This is a genomic window from Halomonas ramblicola (assembly GCF_030409215.1).
Taxonomy (GTDB): domain Bacteria; phylum Pseudomonadota; class Gammaproteobacteria; order Pseudomonadales; family Halomonadaceae; genus Halomonas; species Halomonas ramblicola.
This window is the reverse complement of sequence record NZ_JAUFPL010000016.1, coordinates 103772-123062: the sequence shown is the minus strand read 5'-3', so window position 1 is coordinate 123062 and position 19291 is coordinate 103772. Positions and strand designations below refer to the sequence as shown.

The window sequence follows — 19291 nt, the reverse complement described above, 5'->3', positions numbered from 1 at the left end:
TCAGACCACCATGTGCACGCGGCCGGTGGCCTTGAGTTCCTGGAAGAGCGCCTGCAACTGCGCCTCGCCGGTGGCCCGAATGGTCACGCGCACCGACTGGAAGCGACCGTTGCGGCTCGCCACCACCTCCAGGCGGGCCGGATCGAAGTCGGGATCGTGGCGGCTGACGATCTGGCAGACCTCCGCCGCGAAGTCCTCGGCGGCATCCCCCACCACCTTGAGCGGATAGCGGCAGGGGAAGGTGATCTTCGGCGGCTTGCCGGAGGCCGGGCGGCTGGGACGGCGCAGGTCGCGCAGCGACTTGTCGTTCATCGCGGGGCTCGTGATTCGAGGATTCACGGCCATTTTACGCAAGCCAGCGCCTGGGGGCGAGGGCACATTGTAGGAGGCCAGCTCTGCTGGGCGATGGAGGCCGCAGGCCTCCCGGCAGCGGCCATCCCGCGTCGGGCAACGTCTCCGGGCGCCTGACGGCGCCAGTCGCGCAGCGGAGCTGCCCTCCTACCAACGCGACTGGAGGCCGCCGGACTCTTAATCGAACCAGCCGTCGATCAGGTTGCTGAAGAAGCGCTGCACCTGGTCGATCAGCTTCTTGAAGAAGCCGCCCTCCTCGACCGCCTCCAGGGCCACCAGGGGCTGCTCGCCGACCACCTCCTCGCCGAGGCGCACCTCCAGGGTGCCGACGCGCTGGCCCTGCCCGATCGGCGCCTCCAGGTCGCCCTGGATGTCCAGGCGGGCGGTGAGCTCCTCGTTGCGGGCCCGCGGCACCGTCATCACCACGTCCTGGTCGACCCCCACGCGCAGCTCGTTGATCTCGCCGCCCCACACCCGCGGGGTGTTGAGCACCGAGCCGCGGTCATAGAGCTTGAGGGTCTCGTAGTAGCGGAAGCCAAAGCTGAGCAGCTTCTGGGTCTCCTGGGCGCGCGCTTCCTCGGAACTCGTGCCCATCACCACCGAGATCAGGCGCATGTCATCGCGCTTGGCCGAGGCCACCAGGCAGTAGCCCGCCGCCTCGGTATGGCCGGTCTTGAGGCCGTCCACGCTGGCATCCCGCCACAACAGGCGGTTGCGGTTGGGCTGGCGGATGTCGTTGTAGGTGAAGTACTTCTCGGCGTAGGTGGCGTAGTGCTCGGGATAATCGTTGATGATATGGCGCGACAGCAGCGCCATGTCACGCGCCGAGGAGTAATGCTCGTCATCCGGCAGGCCGGTGGCGTTGCGGAAGTTGGTGTTGCTCAGCCCCAGACGGGTGGCGTGCTGATTCATCAGGTCGGCGAAGGGCTCCTCGCCGCCGGCCAGGTGCTCGGCCACGGCGACGCTGGCGTCGTTGCCCGACTGGATGATGATGCCGTAGAGCAGGTCGCGGATGGACACCTGGGCCCCCACCTCGATGAACATCTTGGAACCACCGGTACGCCACGCCTTCTCGCTCACTTCCACCATGTCGTCCATGGTGATGTTGCCGCGATCCAGCTCCCGCTCCACCAGGTAGGCGGTCATCAGCTTGGTCAGGCTGGCCGGCGGCAAGCGCTCGTCGGCGTTGTGCTCCACCAACACCTTGCCGCTGTCGGCGTCCAGCAGGATCCAGGAACTCGCCGCCAGTTGTGGCGGCGACGGGATCAGGGTCTGTGGCTGGGGAACCGGGACTTCCTGGGCCATGGCCGCTGGCGGGACCACCAGCATCAGACAGGCCACCAACACCGTCAGGAACCGGAAGGGGCGAAGGGAAAACAGCTCTCTCATGGGGCGAATCTCGTCAGGACCATCGAAGGGAAGCGGGCGGCGGCCGATCATTCGGCCTCCTTGACTATGAAGCTCTGTTCGAAGCCGGCGCGACGCAGCGCCTCGCGTACCGGCTCCACCTGGTCGGTGCGGGCGATGGGGCCGACCTGGACGCGGTGCATGCCCGGCTCCGTGGCCACGCGCACCGGATGCGACAGCTCACCCTGCAGGCGCGACTTTAGCGCCTGGGCATTCCGGGCGGAGCCCAGGGCCGCCACCTGCAGGTAGACCGGAGCGCCCCGGCTGTTGGCCACGGTAGGCGACTGCGTGGCGGCAGGCGGCGAATGGTGCTCGGCCGAGGCAGCCGCCACCTGCCCCGCCGCCTCCCGGGCGGGCTCGGCCATGGGTGCCGGGCGACCTGCTTCGCCGCCGCTGCCGTCGCCGTTCTCGGCGAGCCAGCGCTCGACGTCGATCGCCTCGACCCTCACCCGGCCGGTGCCGCGATCGAGGATGTCGAGGCGCGCCGCGGCGGCGTAGGAGAGGTCGATCTCGCGATCGTTGTGGAAGGGACCACGGTCGTTGACCCGCACGATCACCGAGCGGCCGTTGTCCAGGCTGGTGATCCGGGCATAGGTCGGCAGCGGCAGCGAGCGGTGGGCGGCGGACATCTTGTACATGTCGTAGATCTCGCCGTTGGAGGTGGCGTAGCCGTGGAACTTCTCGCCGTACCAGGAGGCCGTGCCCTGCTTGGCATAGCCGCGGGCATCGTCCATCACCCGGTAGGTCTTGCCCCACACCTGGTAGGTGGAGCGGTTGCCGGCACGCGAGGGGGCCTCGCGGCGCGGCACGGCATCGGGCACCTCGCTGACGTCGGGGGGCTCCTCGGGATAGGCGTCGCCGGACAGCGCGTAGCGGCCGCCGCCCGACGAGGCAGCGCTCGACGCCGCGGCACGCTCCTCGGAGGGTACCTGCCCTCCTCCACCGGCACAGCCGGCCAGCAGGATCACCAAGAGCAACGGGATGCAACGATGGGTCATGGCGCCTCCTTCCCGTCGGTATCCACCGCCTCCAGCCAGTGACTGCCGAGCTCCCGGGCCGCCTCGATGGCCTCGGCCAGCTCGGTCACCGCCATGGCATAGAGGTGACTGTGGTTGTAACGGGTGATGACGTAGAAGTTGTACTCGCCCAGCACATAGCGCCAGCGATCCGCGCCGTCCTCCAGCGCCACGGGCAGCAGGCGGTGGTCGTCGGCGAGTGCCTCCGGCACCGTGATGCCGGCCGCCCGGAGCGCGCCGGCCGCCACGCCGGGCGGACGCGCCGCCCGGTTGAAGACGATGTCGTCCGGCGGCGCCCCCGGCCCCTCGGCATCATGATAGAGGGGCTCGTCCGGGCGCCAGCCGTGCTCGGCGAAGTAGTTGGCCACGCTGCCGATGGCATCCACCGGATTGGTCCAGAGATCGCGCAGGCCGTCGTCGTCGAAGTCCACGGCATAGGCGCGGTAGCTGGTGGGGATGAACTGCGGGTAGCCCATGGCACCGGCGTAGGAGCCCTGCGGCTCGCCGGGAGCGACCTCCTGCTCGTGGGCGATCTCCAGGAAGGCGCCGAGCTCGCCGCGGAAGAAATCGCCACGGGACGGATGGTGGAACGCCAGGGTGGCCAGGGAATCGATCACCCGGTGGTCGCCGGTGATGCGTCCGTAGCGGGTTTCCACGCCAAGGATGGCGGCGACGATCTCCTCGGGCACGCCGTACTCGGCCTCCGCCCGCCGGAAGGCGTCGCGATGGGTCTCGAGGAAGGCGACGCCGGCGTGGATGCGTTCGGCGTCGAGGAAGATGTCGCGATACTCGTCCCAGCGCAGGCGCCGCTCGGCGGCCCCGGACATGGCCTCGAGCACCGCCGGGCGCAGGCGCGCCTCGCGCAGTGCAGCCTCCAGCCAGGCCCGGTCGATGCCGGCCTCGGCCAGCTCACTGACCAGCGCACGGGCACCGGCATGGCGCTGGGGATCGAACTCCGCCGCACCTGCCATCGGCACGAGCAGCGACAACCCGAGCCCGGCCGTCGCGACCAACGCCTTCGCTCCATGAATGCGGGACACCGCCATGCGCTGCCTCTCCCTGATGCTGTGTCTGGATGCCTAGCGGGGCAGCAGCCGCCGGTGGGCATTGATGGCCATGAGAATACCGAAACCGGCCATCAAGGTCACGCTGGAGGTACCGCCATAGCTGACCAGGGGCAGCGGCACGCCGACCACCGGCAGGATACCGCTGACCATGCCCACGTTGACGAAGACATAGATGAAGAAGGTCAGGATGATGCTGCCCGCCACCAGCCGTCCGAAGGTGTCCTGGGCCTCGGCGGCCAGCCACAGGCCGCGGCTGACGATCATCAGGTAGAGCAGCAGGAAGGCGAGCATGCCCACCAGGCCGAATTCCTCGCCCAGCACGGCGACGATGAAGTCGGTATGGCGCTCGGGCAGGAACTCCAGCTGGGACTGGGTACCCTCCAGCCAGCCCTTGCCGAACACCCCGCCGCTGCCGATGGCGGTGGTCGACTGGATGATGTTCCAGCCGGAGCCCAGGGGGTCGCTGTTGGGGTCGAGGAAGGTCAGCACCCGCTGACGCTGGTAATCGTGCAGGTTCATCCACAGCAACGGCAGCGCCGCCGCCGCCAGGGCGGCGAGCACGCCGATGACCCGCCAGGAGAGCCCCGCCAGCAGCACCACGAAGACCGCCGCGGCCGCCACCAGCAGGGAGGTACCGAGATCCGGCTGCTTGGCGATCAGCACCACCGGCACGCCGATGATCACCGCACAGGCGAGCAGATCCTTGAGACGCGGCGGCAACTCCCGGCGGCTGAGGTAGGCCGCCACCATCAGCGGCATGGCCAGCTTCATCATCTCCGAGGGCTGGAAGCGGATGACGCCGGGGATCGTCAGCCAGCGCCGGGCCCCCATGCCCATGTCGCCCACCAGTTCCACCGCCACCAGCAACATCACGCCGACCAGGTAGGCCGGCAGGGCCCAGCGCAGCAGCGTGGCCGGAGAGAACTGGGCGATCACCACCATCACGCCGAGCGCCACGCCGAAACGGATCCCCTGGGCCATCACCGTCTCGATGCGCTGACCGCTGGCGCTGTAGAGCACCACCAGCCCCGCCGCCATCAACAGCAACAGCATGCCGAACAGCCAGGGATCCAGGTGCACGCGCTCCCAGAGCCCCCGGCGGCGGCTCATGCCACTGGCCGGCGGCCTCACGGGATGGGGGCGCCAGGCCCGGGTCAGATCGTTCAGGGCCATGGTTCAGTTCCCCGCCACGCTGCCATCGTCTTCCTCCATCGCCTCACGCAACTCCTCCACGTCGGGCTCCTCCTCTTCCAGTAGCCAGGCATCGGTCATCGCCCTGGCCAGATGGGCGGCATGGGTGCTGCCACCGCCGGCGTTCTCGACGATCACCGCCACGGCGATCTGCGGGTCCTCCAGCGGCGCGAAGGCCATGAACAGGGCGTGGTCGCGCAGCCGTTCGGCCAGTTCCTCGGCGTTGTACTTCTGGTCCTGGCCCAGGGAGAACACCTGGGCGGTACCCGACTTGCCCCCCATGCGGTACTCGAGTCCCACCCCGGTACGGCGCGCCGTGCCCTCGTTGCCGGATATCACCTTCTCCATGCCCGAGAACACGCGATCCCACCAGGCCTCGTTCTCCAGGCGAATATCCTCCGGGGTATCGGGCAACGCCACCGGCACCTCCTCCTCGCCCAGGCGGCGGGCCAGGCGTGGCCTGACCCAGTCGCCGCGGTTGGCCAGCACCGCCGTGGCGGTGGCGAGCTGCAGCGGGGTGACCTGCCAGTAGCCCTGGCCGATGCCCACCGAGAGGGTCTCGCCGGGGTACCAGGGCTGGTTGTAGCGCTCGCGCTTCCAGTCGCGGGACGGCATCAGGGCGGCGCTCTCGCCGAAGACGTCGTGGCCCACCCGGGTGCCGAAGCCGAAGGCCGTCATGTTCGTGTGCAGGCGGTCGATGCCCAGCTCGTGGGCCAGGTTGTAGTAGTAGGTGTTGTTGGATACCGCGATCGAGCGCTCCAGGTCGACCCGGCCATGCCCCCAGCGCAGCCAGTTGCGGTAGCGCCGGCTGTCGTTGGGCAGCTGGAAGTAGCCGGGGTCGTAGATGGTCTCGCCGGGGGTGATGACCCCCTCGGCCAGGCCGGCCAGGGCCAGGAAGGGCTTGATGGTCGACCCCGGCGGATAGTGGCCACGGATGGCGCGGTTGTAGAGTGGCAGGTCGAGGTCCTCCTGCAGCCCCCGGTAGGAGGCGACGTCGATGCCGGTGACGAACTGGTTGCTGTCGAAGCCGGGGGCCGAGACCATCGCCAGGATCTCGCCGGTCCTGGGCGCGATGGCGACGATGGAGCCGCGCCGCCCGTCGAGCAGCTCATAGGCCAGCGCCTGCATCTCCTTGTCCAGGGTCAGGGTCAGGTCCTTGCCGGGCACCGGATCGTTGCGCCCCAGTTCGCGCAGCACGCGCCCGCGGGCGTTGGTCTCCACCTTGCGCAGCCCCGCCTGGCCATGCAGCGCCTCCTCGTAGAAGCGTTCCACGCCGGACTTGCCGATGAAGTGGGTGCCGGCATAGCGCCCCGGGTCCAGGCGCCCCAGCTCCTCGGCGTTGATCCGGCCCACGTAGCCCAGGGCATGGGCCATCACTTCGGCATCCGGATAGTAGCGCAACAGCTGGGCCTCCACCTCGACGCCGGGCAGCAGGTGGCGGTTGACCGCCAGGCGGGCAATCTGCCCCTCGTCCAGGTCGCTCATCAGCAGGGCCGGCTGGAAGGGCCGCTGGCGCTGCCGGGAACGCACGCGGAAGGCCGCCGCCTCCTCCTCGGGCAGTTCGAGGATCTCCACCAGCCGCGTCAGGGTGGCATCCAGGTCCTCGACCCGCTCACGCACCAGGGTGAGGTTGTAGGTAGGGCGATTCTCGGCCAGCAGCACGCCGTTGCGGTCGTAGATCAGCCCGCGGGTGGGCGGCAGTGGCTCGACCCGCACGCGGTTCTTCTCCGAGCGGGTGGTGAAGACCTCGTGCTGGACCACCTGCAGGTAGGCGAGGCGGCCCATCAGCAGGCCGGTGAGGGCGAACACGATCACCGCGGCCAGCAGGGCACGCACCCGGAAGATCCGCAGCTCCTGCTCGGGGCTCTTGAGGTTGTGGCGTGGGTTGCGCATGGGGGTCCCGGTCAGGCGAATGGCGGCTCAACGGTGGTAGGGATGGCCGACCAGCAGGGTCCAGGCGCGATAGAGCTGCTCGGCGAGCAGGATGCGCACCAACGGGTGAGGCAGGGTCAGCGGCGACAGCGACCAGCGCTGATCGGCCCGGGCGGAGAGGTCGGGGGCCAGGCCATCGGGGCCACCGACCAGCAACGCCACGTCGCGCCCGTCCAGGCGCCACGTCTCGGCCTGCTCGGCCAGTTGCTCGGTGCTCCAGGCCTTGCCCCCCACCTCCAGGGCCACCACTCGCTCGTCGCCACGCAGCCGCGCCTGGAGACGTTCGGCCTCCAGGGCGACGGCACGGCCCACATCGGCGTTCTTGCCACGCTGCCCGGGGGCGATCTCCTCCACCTCCAGGGCGAAGTCGCGAGGCAGGCGCTTGCGGTACTCCTCGACGCCCTCGGTGACCCAGGCCGGCATGCGGGTCCCCACCGCCAGCAGGCGGATCCTCATGCGCCGGACAGCTCGCTTTCGCGCTCCAGGTCGCTGGGCAGGTCGGCCCACAGGCGCTCGAGGTCGTAGAGCTGGCGCGTCTCGGGCATCATCACATGCACCACCAGGTCGCCCAGGTCGACCAACACCCAGTCGGCACCATTCTCGCCCTCGACGCCACGCGGCTGCACGCCCTCCTCCTTGGCCTTCTGCACCAGATTGCTGGCCAGCGCCGCCACGTGCCGCGACGAGGTACCGCTGGCAATCACCATCAGGTCGGTCACGCTGGTCAACCGGGAGACGTCCAGCTGGACGATGTCCCGGGCCTTGAGTTCCTCCAGCGCGTCCAGCGCTAGAGTCTTGAGTGCGTCGATATGCATAGGTTCTTCGTCATCAGCCCTTCGTTGATGGCCATTGTACCGGGTTGACCCTGCGCTGGCAGCGTCCGTTCCCGTCCCTGTCAGGCTATTGCGGATGGCGACACCGCTCGGGGCTGAGCCCCGATCGACGTCAGCGACGGTAGAGGCCATGGGTCAGGATATGACGCTCCACCGCCTCGGGCAGCAGGTAGCGCACGCTCCTGCCCTCCTCGAGGCGGCGTCGCACCTCGGTGGCCGAGATGGCCATGCGCGAGGGAAGCCGCAGGCGCAGCAGCCCCCCGGCCGGACGGGCCATCAGCGAAGCAACGTCGGCCACCTCGCGCCCCTCGATCAAGCGTGCCAGGGGAGCCGCCAGGGGCGCCGCGTGGTCGGGTCGGTCGACCACCACCAGGTGGGCCAGCGCGAAGAGACGCTCGGGGGCATGCCAGTCGGCCAGGCGCAGGAAGGCGTCATGGCCGAGCGCCATCACCAGCCGCGCACCGGCGCCGAACTCGGCACGCAGCGAGGCCAGGGTGTCGGCGCTGTAGGAGGGCCCCTCGCGGGCCAGCTCGCGGTCGTCGGCCACCAGGCCCGGGGTGTCGCCGATGCCCAGACGCAGCAGCGCCAGGCGCTGCTCCCCCGTCACCCGCGGCGCGCCGCGCAGCGGCGGCGCCTTGGCGGGCATCAAGTGCACCCGGTCCAGCCCCAACGCCTCGTGGAGCTCCACGGCACTGCGCAGGTGACCGAGATGCACCGGGTCGAAGGTGCCGCCGAACATGGCGATATGCGGCGGGCGCTCACCGCCATGCCGCGTCCCCCGCAGGCCCGTCTGGGTCACTGGCGCACCTGGCCATCGCCCAGCACCACGTACTTGCGGGTGGTCAGGCCCTCGAGGCCCACCGGACCGCGGGCGTGGAGCTTGTCGGTGGAGATGCCGATCTCGGCCCCCAGGCCATACTCGAAGCCGTCGGCGAAGCGGGTGGAGGCATTGACCATCACCGAGCTGGAGTCCACCTCGGCCATGAAGCGCCGCGCCAGGGTCCAGGACTCGGTGACGATGGCATCGGTGTGGTGGGAACCGTAGCGCTCGATGTGGTCGATGGCCGTGTCGATGCCGTCCACCACGCGGATCGCCAGCACCGGGGCCAGGTACTCGGCGTGCCAGTCCTCCTCGGAGGCCTCGGCCGCCTCGGCCAGGATCGCCCGGGTGCGCTCGCAGCCGCGCAGCTCGACGCCCTTCTCGGCATAGGCCGCCGCCAGCCGGGGCAACAGCGCCTCGGCCAGCGGGGCATCGACCAGCAGGGTCTCCATGGTATTGCAGGTGCCGTAGCGGTGAGTCTTGGCATTCAATGCGATGGCGAAGGCCTTCTCCAGGTCCGCGGTGGCGTCCAGGTAGACGTGGCAGACGCCGTCGAGATGCTTGATCACCGGCACCCGCGCCTCGCGGGAGATGCGCTCGATCAGCGACTTGCCCCCGCGCGGGATGATCACGTCGACGTATTCCGGCATGGCGATCAGCCGCCCCACGGCGGCCCGATCGGTGGTGGCCATTACCTGCACCGCGGCCTCCGGAAGGCCCGCGTCGGCCAGGCCGGCACGAATGCAGTCGGCGATCGCCGCATTGGACTCCCGCGCCTCCGAGCCGCCGCGCAGGATCGCTGCATTGCTCGACTTCAGGCACAGGCTGGCCGCCTCAAGGGTGACGTTGGGGCGCGATTCGTAGATGATGCCGATCACCCCCAGGGGCACCCGCATCTGGCCCACCTGGATGCCGCTGGGCCGGGCGCGCAACCCGTCGATCTCGCCCACCGGATCCGGCAGGGCCGCCACCTGGCGCAGGCCCTCGAGCATGGCGTCCAGGCGGGCGTCGTCCAGGGCCAGGCGATCGAGCAACGCCGCGTCGAGCCCGCCCTCGCGACCGCGTTCCAGGTCGCGGGCATTGGCGGCCAGCACCTCCGCCCGCGCGCCCTGCAACCGCTCGGCCATGGCCAGCAGGGCGGCGTTCTTGGCGGCGGTCGAGGTACGTCGCATGATGGCGGCGGCAGCCCGGGCCGCCTGGCCCAGCCCGGTCATGTAGGTCTCGATGTCGCGGATCTCGTCGGCGCCGACCGAGGCGGCGCCGTCGCGGGTGACTTGAGCTGTCATGCCGAAGGGTGTCTCCTGTAGACGTGGCCAAGACGGCCGGCCGCGGGAGTATACTGGCGCGGTCGGACGAGCGATTCGGGAAGGAGTCATAGTAAGCCACCATGCAGAACAAGTACAAAGTCGGACTGTTGCGCGGGAACCTGATACTGGCTGCCCTGCTCCCGGCGCTGATGGCACCCACCGCACAGGATGTCTCGGAGGCCCTGCTACTGTGGCTGGCGGCCGGATGGCTGGGCATCACTGCGCTGCTGGTGGAGTTCAGCCACCGGCGCCCCGCCCTGGTGCCCTGGCAGCTACTGCCCAGCCTGCTGCTGGCCGCCCTGCTGTGGATCGCCCCGGAACGCCACCCGCTCTGGCTGTGGGCCTGGGCGGCCCTGATCATGCTGCCCCAACCGACCTGGATGGTGGTCATGAACGTCCTGCTCGCGGGCATGTCCTGGAGTTGGGTGGCCCGGCAGCTGCCACCCGAGCAGGCGCTGACCGCCGGCCTGGTGCTGGCACTGCTGCTGTCGCTGGGCCTGAGCCGCTCGCACCACCTGGCGCCGCTGCACGGACAGGCCCGCCGCCGGGTGAGCCTGGTACCTGGGCTGCGGCTCTGGACGGGCATCCAGCTCGGCACCGACCTGCCCCTTGAGTACAGCCGCTCCCAGCGCGACGGCAACCACTGTGAACTATTGCTGGTTCGTACCCGGCGCCGCCACTTCTGGTCGGTGGCCCAACGCCTCTGCCAGCTGACACGCAGCTTCGAGCACTGCTATCGCCTCGATGGCCGGACCCTGGCGACGCTACTGCTGAGCCGCGACCTCGACCAGGCCGAGCAGCGTCGCAAGGCGCTGCTCGAACGCCTGACGCCCGTCGAGCGGCTGCGGGCGGTACCCCTCGAGCACATCGATTCCCTGGGCGATGAGTGCCTTGCCCTGGATCGGCAGGCGGCACCGGTGACGATCACGAGGCGGCCTGCCGATGACTGACCACCCCCGACTGCATGCGGCGCTCTACACCCTGGCGGCCCTGCTGCTGCTGGGGCAAGCGCTGTGGCTCTACCTGATCGGCGACTATGCGCGGATCCTGATGCCTGCCCTGCTGGCCCCGCTGCTGCTCACCGCTGCGCTGATGCGGCTGGGGCAGCAGGAGACCGCACGCCTCTCGGCCTATCTCGCCCTGATCTGCGGCTACCTGCTGGTCGCCGTGGCACTGCCCGGCGAGGCCAGCCTGTCGCCGCTATGGCTGGGGCTGCCACCGGTACTGACGCTGCTGTTGCTGCCGCTGGGGCCGGCGACGCTGCTCAACCTGACCCTGACCCCGATCTGGCTGCTGCTGGCCGACAACCATATCGATGCCGACCTGGTGCTGGCCTACCTGGCCCTGGTGGCGGCCGCCAGCCTGGCACCCTGGGAGCTGCGCCACCACCGCGCCCTGCTGCAGGCTACCGACCCCCGGGACGAGGAGTGCGCAGCCATGAAGCGCCAGCCTCTCATCGACCGACTGCACAGCGAGCACGAGCGCGCTGAACTGCTGAATCAGCGGCTGGCGATACTGGTCTTCCACCTCCCCCAGTTGGAGATGGCCGGCGAGCAGTTCGGTCCTGCCACCCGGCAGACCCTGCTCGACAACTTCTGCGAGGTGGTGCTCAGGTACAGCCGCGACCATGACATCCTGGGACGCAGCGGTGACGCCGACTTCTGGCTGGTGCTGCCGGTCACCACCGAAAGCGGTGCCCTGCTGGTGCGCCAGCGCATCGAGGAGGGCCTGCAGCAAAATGTCCTGCTGGACATCGGCCAGTTGGAAGTGCGCACGTCGGTCTGCCACGAACAGCCCAGGGAGACCTTCGCCCACCTGCTGCAGCGCCTCGACGCCATCTCGCGACGCCTCGTCGATGCCTGACGCCAACCGGTCCAGGAGCACCCCGTGAACCTCGCCGATGCCCTCTACCAGTTGACGCCCTCGCCCGGCCTGCTGCTGCTGATCATCGCGGCCATTTCGCTGGTCGAGTCACTGGCCCTGGTGGGCGTGCTGGTACCGGGCGTGCTGCTGATCACCGTCGCGGCCTCCATGGCCGGCCATCAGGAGCTGGCCCTGCCGGCGACCCTGATAGCGGCCTTCGCCGGCGCGGTGATCGGCGACGGTGCCAGCTTCCTGCTCGGCTATACCCAGCACGAGCGGGTCACCCGGCGCTGGCCGCTGTCGCGCCACCCTGAGTGGCTGGCCCGCGGTGCCCGCTTCTTCCAGCGCTACGGGACGCTGTCGGTGTTCCTGGGACGCTTCGTCGGCCCGGTACGCCCCATCGTGCCGCTCATCGCCGGCATGCTGCGCATGTCGCCCCGCGACTTCACCTGGGCCAATCTGGCCTCCGCCGCCCTGTGGGCCCCGGCCTACGTCCTGCCCGGCTACCTGCTGGGACGCACCTGGCAGCAGCTGCTGGACGTACCGCCCGAGCTGCAGCAGCTCCTCGCCATGCTGGTGATGGGCCTGCTGGCCCTGGCGGTGACCTTCTCCTGGCTGCGTCACCACGTCGGCCGCGGCGGGCGCGTCTATCGGCAGATGGCCGGCCTGGCCCGGCGCCACCCGCTGCTGCGCAACGCCTGGCTGCGCCAGAGCGGCAACGGCGAGGTGCCCCTGGCCAGCCTGCTGCTGCTGATCCTCTCCCTGGGCGGCCTGTCGGGCTGGACGCTGCTGGTGATGCAGCACGGCGCCGAGGGTCCCCTGCGCCTCGACCGGCAGGTCCACACACTCCTCGCCGCCTGGTCGTTCCCCGGGCTGGACGCCTTGGGCCAGGCCCTGGCCCGCGCCGGCGACCTGCTCGGCGTGCTGGCCCTGAGCCTGCCCTGGGCGGCCTGGCTGCTGTGGCGGCAACGGCACGACGCCCTCTTCCACCTGGGCGCCGGCCTGGGCGGCATCGCGCTGCTCAACACCCTGGGCAAGGCGCTGTTCGGCCGCCCGCGTCCCGATACACCGGCCTACCTGGCGGACTCGCTCGCCTATCCCAGTGCCCACACCTCCACCGCGGTGGTCGTGTTCGGCCTGGCGGCCGCCTTCACCGCCCGCGAGCTCTCTCCCGGCCATCGCCACTGGGTCTTCTGGCTGGCCATCCTGGCCGCCACCCTGATGGCCCTGTCGCGGCTGACCCTCGGCGTCCACTGGTTCAGCGATCTGGTCGGTGGCGCCCTGCTGGGGCTGGTGGTGTGCGCCCTGGTGCTGCTCGCCTGGCAGCAGAAGGATCGCGCCTCCCTGGCGCCCTGCCCCTGGCCCTGGCTGGGACTGGCTTCGCTGGCCCTGGTGGCGACACGTGTCGCCTGGCTGCCGCCCGTCTAGCCCAGCGCCAACCACAGCCCGACGCCGATCATCAGGGTGCCGGCGATACGGTTGAGCAGGCGCACGCTGCCGCCCTTGCCCAGCAGGCGACGCAGCCGGCTGCCGCCGGTGGCGTAGAGCAGCAGGCAGACGAGCTCGATGGACAGGATCACCAGGATCAAGGCGACGAGCTGACCCGCCAGGGGGCGCGTGCCGTCCAGGAAGGGCGGCAGCAGGGCCACGAAGAAGGCCCAGCCCTTGGGATTGGCCACCGCGGTGACGAAGCCCTGCACGGCCAGCTGAACCCGGCCGGCGGGAGGCATTTCCAACCCCTCCTCGGGGATGGCCATGCGCCCCCGGGAGCGCCACATCATCACCCCCAGGTAGGCCAGGTAGGCGCCACCCACCCACTTGAACAGCGCGAACAGCTCCGGCTGGCGCAGCATCAGGGCGGCCACCCCGGCCCCGGCGGCGGCCGCCACCAACCCCACCCCGACCAGCTCACCGGCCATCATCCACAGGCTGCGCCGTACGCCCTGGGTCATGCCCAGCACCATGGCCAGGGTCATGCACATGCCCGGAGTCAGGGAGACCAGGAAGAAGGTCGGCACGAACACCGACAGCAGGGCGGGACTGATCATCGAGGGAACCTCCATGTTTGAGACACGGGCTACTCTCTACTCCTCGCCCTTTACGCCTTGTTTACTGCCTGCCCTTTCCCCTGGCGCCTTGCCGCTGGGTGCTGTTTCTCCCCAGCGCGGCACCAGTCGATGCTCGATGCCCAGCTGGTTGAGGATGCGCGCCACGATGAAGTCGACCAGATCCTCGATGCGCTGCGGCTGGTGGTAGAAGCCCGGCGCCGCGGGCAGCATCACCGCGCCCATGCGGGTCAGGGCGAGCATGTGCTCGAGGTGGATCGCCGAGAGGGGGGTCTCACGGGGCACCAGGATCAGTCGGCGACGCTCCTTGAGGGCCACGTCGGCGGCACGTTCGATGAGGTTGTTGCTGGCCCCGGTGGCCACCGCCGAGAGGGTGCCGGTGGAGCACGGGCAGATCACCATCGCGGAGGGGGCCCCGGAACCCGAGGCCACCGGGGCCATCCAGTCCTCGCGGCCGAAGCAGCGGATCTGGCCGGGCCGAGCGCCGCTTCGTTCGGCAAGCGCCTCGGCCAGACGCTGCGGCCGCGCCGGCAGTTCGGCCTCGGTCTCGGTGGCGATCACCAGGTGGGCCGCCTTGGAGATCAGCACCCACACCTCATGGTTCGCCGCCACCAGGGCCTCGATCAGCCGCAGGCCGTACTGGGCCCCGGAGGCACCGGTCAACGCCACGGTCACCGGGGGAGCGAAGGCGCTCTCTTCCATCGGACCGACACTCGCCTCAGTCATGGGCCGCCTCCAGGGCCGCCAGCAGCTTCTCGTGGATGCCGCCGAAGCCACCGTTGGACATCACCACGATGCGGTCATAGGGGCGCGCCTCGGCCACCAGCGACGCCACCAGGGCGTCCAGGTCCTCCTCCAGGCGGGCCGGCACCGGGCTCGCCTCGATGACCGGAGCCAGCGACCAGTCGAGTTCCGCCGGCCGGTACCAATAGGCCTGGTCGGCGGCGGCCACACTTGCCGCCAGGCGGTCGCTCAGGGTGCCCAGGCGCATGGTGTTGGAGCGCGGCTCGATCACCGCCAGCAGCCGCCCGCGGGTGGTGGCGGCGCGGAGCCCCTCCAGGGTGGCGGCGATGGCGGTGGGATGGTGGGCGAAGTCGTCGATCACCTGGATGCCGGCCACCTCACCGCGCAGCTCCTGGCGCCGCCGCGGGGTCGCGAAGCGTGCCAGGGCCGCGGCGCCCCGCGCCGGATCGACCCCGCAGGCATGGGCGGCGGCCAGCGCGGCCAGGGCGTTGCGGGCGTTGTAGGCGCCGGTGAGCGGCCAGTCGACCACCGCATCCTCGTTCGCCTCGCCTTCCTGATGGATCACCCGGAAGCGCGAGGCGTCTTCACGCTCCAGCTCGAGGCGCCAGGCGCTGTGGGCGGCGTCGCCGAAATGTACCACCGGGGTCCAGGCGCCCATGTCGAGCACCCGCTCGAGGGCCGGCTCGCCGTCGGCCACCAGCAACCGCCCCTTGCCGGGCACGGTACGCACCAGGTGGTGGAACTGCCGTTCGATGGCGGCCAGGTCGGGAAAGATGTCGGCGTGATCGAACTCCAGGTTGCCCAGGATGGCGATCTCGGGGCGATAGTGGACGAACTTGGAGCGCTTGTCGAAGAAGGCGGTGTCGTACTCGTCGGCCTCCACCACGAAGGGGGCCCCCGCGCCGCCCAACCGTGCCGAAACGCCGAAGTTACGCGGCACGCCGCCGATCAGGAAACCGGGATCCAGCCCCGCCGACTCGAGCAGCCAGGCGGTGAGGCTCGCCGTGGTGGTCTTGCCGTGGGTGCCGGCCACGGCGATCACCCGCCGCCCGGGCAGGACGTGCTCGGCCAGCCACTGGGGGCCGGAGACGTAGGCCAGGCCGGCGTCGAGCACCGCCTCCACCTCGGGGTTGCCGCGGGACAGGGCGTTGCCGATCACCACCAGGTCGGGGCGCGACGCCAGGTTGGCGGCGGCATAGCCCTCGCACAGGGTGATGCCCGCCTCCTCGAGCTGGGTGCTCATGGGCGGATAGACCCCCGCATCCGAGCCGCTGACGGTATGGCCCAGCTCCCGGGCCAGCAGCGCCAGGCTGCCCATGAAGGTGCCGCAGATACCGAGGATATGAAGGTGCATGGGGCTCGCTCCGCCGTGGATCCGGGCGCCGCGCATCCGGCGCGGCGCAGGGTGTGGCGAGACTAGCATGCCCGCGGTGAAGGGCTCCAGCGCATCGGGCCGCCGGGTGCAGCGTCCGGGACTTTGGGCTAGAATCGGGGCCTTCCCCTCTCCCCGACAACGCGACCAGGAGCACAACCGCCCCATGGCCCAGCACAACGCCTTCTACGCCCAGTCCGGCGGCGTCACCGCCGTGATCAATGCCAGCGCCTGCGGCGTGATCGAGGCCTGCCGCCGCCATCCGGACCGCATCGGCAAGGTCTATGCCGGCCACAACGGCATCATCGGCGCCCTCACCGAGGACCTGATCGACGTCAGCCGCGAGTCGGACGATGCCATCGCCGCGCTGCGCCACACTCCGGGCGGCGCCTTCGGTTCCTGCCGCTACAAGCTCAAGGACATCGAGAGCCACCGCGCCCAGTACGAGCGCCTGATCGAGGTCTTCAAGGCCCACGATATCCGCTACTTCTTCTACAATGGCGGCGGCGACAGTGCCGACACCTGCCTCAAGGTTTCGCAGCTCTCCGAGCGGCTGGGCTATCCGCTCACCGCCATCCATGTGCCCAAGACCATCGACAACGACCTGCCGATCACCGACAACTGCCCGGGCTTCGGCAGCGTGGCCAAGTACATCGCCACCTCCACCCTGGAGGCCTCGCTGGACATCGAGTCGATGTGCGCCACCTCCACCAAGGTCTTCGTGCTCGAGGTGATGGGACGCCATGCCGGCTGGATCGCCGCCGCCGGCGCCCTGGCCGGCAACGGCGAGGGCGAGCCGCCCCACCTGGTGATCTTCCCCGAGGTGCCCTTCGACCGCGCCGCGGTGATGGCCCGGGTCGAGGAGGCCGTCAGGAAGTACGGCTACTGCGTGATCGTGGTCTCCGAGGGCGCCCGCTACGAGGACGGCACCTTCCTCGCCGACTCCGGCAACACCGATGTCTTCGGCCACCGCCAGCTGGGCGGCGTGGCCCCGACGCTGGCCGGCATGGTCAAGCAGGACCTGGGCTACAAGTACCACTGGGCAGTGGCCGACTATCTGCAGCGCGCCGCCCGTCACCTGGCGGCGAAGACCGACGTGGAGCAGGCCTATGCCGTCGGCGAGAAGGCCGTGGAACTGGCGCTGGACGGCAAGAATTCGATGATGCCGGCGATCAAGCGAGTCTCCGACACCCCCTATGAATGGCGCGTCGAGGCCGCCCCGCTGGCCGAGATCGCCAACCGTGAGAAGTTCATGCCCCGCGACTTCATTCGCGAGGACGGCTTCGGCATCACCGAGGCGTGTCGCACCTACCTGGCACCGCTGATCCAGGGCGAGGAGTTCCCGCCCTTCGAGAACGGCCTGCCGAAGGTGGCCAAACTCGCCAAGCACCGCGTCGAGCGCAAGCTGCCGGAGTTCAAGATCTAGGCGCCTGGCGCTACCGCAACAGCCAGGACATCACCAGCAGCAGCAGCAACACGGCCGCCACGCCCTGCCAGAAGTGGCTGGGGTCGCGCAGCAGGCGCGGGCCGGTGGACGGGTCGCCTCGGCGTTCGGCGGAGAGCGGTCGACGCAGGGAGCGCAGGAACTCCGACATGCGGCGGAAACGCAACGCCCGCTGGGGGTCCAGGGCACGGCGCAGGGCCTCGTCCAGGGCCACCGGCACCTCGGGGTTGCGCTGGCGAGCACTGCGGTAGACCAGCTGCTCCAGGTCGGTGTGACGCAGCAGCCGGTTGGGCGGCAGTTCGTAGGGCAGCTCGCCGGTCAGCAGCCAGTAGACCGTGGAGGCGAAGGAGTACTGGTCGCTGCGCCGGCCGATCTCGTCGTCCAGGGCATACTCCGGGGCGCTGTGTTCGGTGAGCCCTACCTGGCGCAGCAGTTCCCGGGCGTCCTTGAGCCCGTTGCCCTCGCGCATGCGACAGGCGCTGAAGTCGGTGAGCACCACCTGGCCGTGGCTGTCGATCATGATGTTGCCGGGATGGATCTGCTGATGCAGCAGCTCACGGTGATGCAGCGCCTGCACCGCCTTGCCCAGCTGGTTGGCGATGTCCAGGCGCTGGGCCAGGCTGGCCTGGGGGTGGCGGCGCGCCCAGTCGGCGAGCGTCTCGCCCTCCACGTAGGCCATCAGGTAGTAGAGGTAGCGGCGTGGCCGGGAGGGCTCCATGATGCGCACCACGAAGGGCGACTTGACGCGCTCCACCACCCACTGCTGGAGCAGGAAGTGCTCCAGGTAGACGTTGCGGTTGGAGAGTTCGGGGCTCGGCGCCTTCATCACCATCTCACGCTCCGTGCGCAGGTCGCGCACCCGGTAGACCCGGGACTGGGCGGTGCGCGACAGCACCGCCTGGACCTCCATGCCGTCCAGCCTGTCGCCCGGGGAGAGCTCCGGGGGAATGGGCAGGTCGCCGTAGGCGCGGCTGGGGTGATCCGGCAGCTCGTCGGGAAGCTGGTCGATGCGCACCAACTGGAAGCAGAACTGGTCGGCACCATAGCCCCGCGACTGGGCGCGGCTCACCGCGGCGTCGGCCAGGCGGTCGCAGGCGGCATTGAGGTCACTGGCGTCCTGGCGGATCAGCTGAACGTACTCCGAGGGCATCAGGGTGCCGCCCACCGCCTGGGTGGTGAACAGGAAGAGGTCGCCCTGCTTGATGGGAAAACGGGCGTAATCGATGTCGATGCTGTTGTCCATGCCCATGGCACGGGAGGGATAGCGGTAGCCGCCCAGGTCGGTGACATGGTCGCGGGTCAACTGCTCGAACTCGGCCCCGCGCAGCCGGAACACCAGGGTGTCGCCCATGTGGAAGAGGTGCCCCTCGCGGCCGTGGAGCACCAGGGCCGACAGCGAGGCCACGAAGCTACCGTCGGGGGCCTGCTGACTCTGGCTGTAGCACCAGGCGTTGAGGGCCCGCAGCACCCGGGTCGCCGAGGTCTTGATGTCCCAGTGGTCGGGCGTGGAGTAGTAGTCGCTGAGGTAACCGCGCACACTGAGGTCCCCGGCCTGCTTGGCCATGGTGTTGCGCAGGGTGGCATCGCTGATCAGGGCGCAGGCGCCCTTGGCATTGAGTTGCCCGGTCTCGGGCAGGCGCACCGACATGGAGCTGCGGTGGTGGCGGCGATCCGGGGCCACGAAGGCCTGGCCGTAACTCAGGGACAGCTGCGCAGGTGCCAAGTCGCTCTCCTCGCATGAAACGATTCATCCTTACTCGCCCGCCCCTCGTCGGGCGAGCGGATCCGACGGCGCCCATCATACACGGCGGAGGCGTGCAGCGTGTGTCCCACCTAAAGACAAGGACGTTGGCCCCGGCACCTAGGTCGAATTGGTAA

The 19291-nt window shown here is 69.8% G+C and carries 18 protein-coding genes; 4 read left to right on the top strand and 14 right to left on the bottom strand.

Annotated elements, in window-relative coordinates; genetic code table 11:
• The 10 genes from QWY80_RS03575 to QWY80_RS03530 form a co-directional block, all read right to left on the bottom strand.
• Positions 1-312, bottom strand: a complete 312-nt coding sequence (locus tag QWY80_RS03575) for an HP0495 family protein (protein WP_290229326.1) — start codon at positions 310-312, stop codon at positions 1-3.
• A gap of 216 nt (positions 313-528) precedes the next feature.
• On the bottom strand, positions 529-1740 hold the full coding sequence (locus tag QWY80_RS03570) for a D-alanyl-D-alanine carboxypeptidase family protein (RefSeq protein ID WP_435389242.1): 1212 nt from the start codon (positions 1738-1740) through the stop codon (positions 529-531).
• Between the two features lie 47 nt (positions 1741-1787).
• Positions 1788-2756 (bottom strand): septal ring lytic transglycosylase RlpA family protein, encoded by a 969-nt coding sequence (locus QWY80_RS03565; RefSeq protein WP_290229325.1) that lies wholly within the window; start codon positions 2754-2756, stop codon positions 1788-1790.
• Complete coding sequence (mltB, locus tag QWY80_RS03560; RefSeq protein ID WP_290229324.1) at positions 2753-3820, bottom strand: lytic murein transglycosylase B; 1068 nt, start codon at positions 3818-3820, stop codon at positions 2753-2755. The genes QWY80_RS03565 and mltB overlap by 4 nt, the downstream gene beginning before the upstream one ends.
• Before the next feature lie 33 nt (positions 3821-3853).
• Positions 3854-5014: a rod shape-determining protein RodA gene (gene rodA / locus QWY80_RS03555; protein WP_290229323.1), complete on the bottom strand. Its 1161-nt coding sequence runs from the start codon at positions 5012-5014 to the stop codon at positions 3854-3856.
• Between the two features lie 3 nt (positions 5015-5017).
• A complete protein-coding gene (mrdA, locus tag QWY80_RS03550) occupies positions 5018-6925 on the bottom strand; it encodes a penicillin-binding protein 2 (RefSeq protein ID WP_290229322.1) in 1908 nt (635 codons plus the stop codon).
• Between the two features lie 27 nt (positions 6926-6952).
• Positions 6953-7420, bottom strand: a complete 468-nt coding sequence (gene rlmH, locus QWY80_RS03545; protein ID WP_290229321.1) for a 23S rRNA (pseudouridine(1915)-N(3))-methyltransferase RlmH — start codon at positions 7418-7420, stop codon at positions 6953-6955.
• Positions 7417-7779, bottom strand: coding sequence for a ribosome silencing factor (rsfS, locus tag QWY80_RS03540; protein WP_290229320.1), 363 nt, complete (start codon positions 7777-7779; stop codon positions 7417-7419). The genes rlmH and rsfS overlap by 4 nt, the downstream gene beginning before the upstream one ends.
• A gap of 130 nt (positions 7780-7909) precedes the next feature.
• Positions 7910-8536, bottom strand: coding sequence for a nicotinate-nucleotide adenylyltransferase (nadD, locus tag QWY80_RS03535; protein ID WP_290229462.1), 627 nt, complete (start codon positions 8534-8536; stop codon positions 7910-7912).
• A gap of 56 nt (positions 8537-8592) precedes the next feature.
• Positions 8593-9903 (bottom strand): glutamate-5-semialdehyde dehydrogenase, encoded by a 1311-nt coding sequence (locus QWY80_RS03530; RefSeq protein WP_290229319.1) that lies wholly within the window; start codon positions 9901-9903, stop codon positions 8593-8595.
• 101 nt (positions 9904-10004) lie between these two features.
• Here QWY80_RS03530 and QWY80_RS03525 point away from each other — a divergent pair, with 101 nt between their 5' ends.
• The 3 genes from QWY80_RS03525 to QWY80_RS03515 are packed head-to-tail and all read left to right on the top strand — an operon-like array spanning position 10005 to position 13215.
• Positions 10005-10874, top strand: a complete 870-nt coding sequence (locus QWY80_RS03525) for a hypothetical protein (protein WP_290229318.1) — start codon at positions 10005-10007, stop codon at positions 10872-10874.
• A complete protein-coding gene (locus QWY80_RS03520; RefSeq protein ID WP_290229317.1) occupies positions 10867-11787 on the top strand; it encodes a GGDEF domain-containing protein in 921 nt (306 codons plus the stop codon). Before QWY80_RS03525 ends, QWY80_RS03520 begins: the two co-directional genes overlap by 8 nt.
• Before the next feature lie 24 nt (positions 11788-11811).
• Positions 11812-13215 (top strand): bifunctional DedA family/phosphatase PAP2 family protein, encoded by a 1404-nt coding sequence (locus QWY80_RS03515; RefSeq protein ID WP_290229316.1) that lies wholly within the window; start codon positions 11812-11814, stop codon positions 13213-13215.
• On the opposite strand, the gene QWY80_RS03510 is transcribed toward QWY80_RS03515, so the two are convergent.
• The 3 genes from QWY80_RS03510 to mpl are packed head-to-tail and all read right to left on the bottom strand — an operon-like array spanning position 13212 to position 15951.
• Positions 13212-13835, bottom strand: coding sequence for a LysE family translocator (locus QWY80_RS03510; RefSeq protein ID WP_290229315.1), 624 nt, complete (start codon positions 13833-13835; stop codon positions 13212-13214). The genes QWY80_RS03515 and QWY80_RS03510 overlap by 4 nt on opposite strands.
• A 36-nt stretch (positions 13836-13871) precedes the next feature.
• Positions 13872-14579: a flavin prenyltransferase UbiX gene (locus QWY80_RS03505; RefSeq protein ID WP_290229314.1), complete on the bottom strand. Its 708-nt coding sequence runs from the start codon at positions 14577-14579 to the stop codon at positions 13872-13874.
• Positions 14572-15951, bottom strand: coding sequence for a UDP-N-acetylmuramate:L-alanyl-gamma-D-glutamyl-meso-diaminopimelate ligase (mpl, locus tag QWY80_RS03500; RefSeq protein ID WP_290229313.1), 1380 nt, complete (start codon positions 15949-15951; stop codon positions 14572-14574). Before mpl ends, QWY80_RS03505 begins: the two co-directional genes overlap by 8 nt.
• Positions 15952-16135: 184 nt before the next feature.
• Between mpl and QWY80_RS03495 the strand changes: the two genes are divergently transcribed.
• Positions 16136-17395, top strand: coding sequence for a 6-phosphofructokinase (locus QWY80_RS03495; RefSeq protein ID WP_290229312.1), 1260 nt, complete (start codon positions 16136-16138; stop codon positions 17393-17395).
• Positions 17396-17405: 10 nt separating this feature from the next.
• Here QWY80_RS03495 and QWY80_RS03490 read toward each other — a convergent pair whose 3' ends face one another.
• Positions 17406-19136: a bifunctional protein-serine/threonine kinase/phosphatase gene (locus QWY80_RS03490; RefSeq protein WP_290229311.1), complete on the bottom strand. Its 1731-nt coding sequence runs from the start codon at positions 19134-19136 to the stop codon at positions 17406-17408.
• Positions 19137-19291 lie beyond the last annotated feature (155 nt).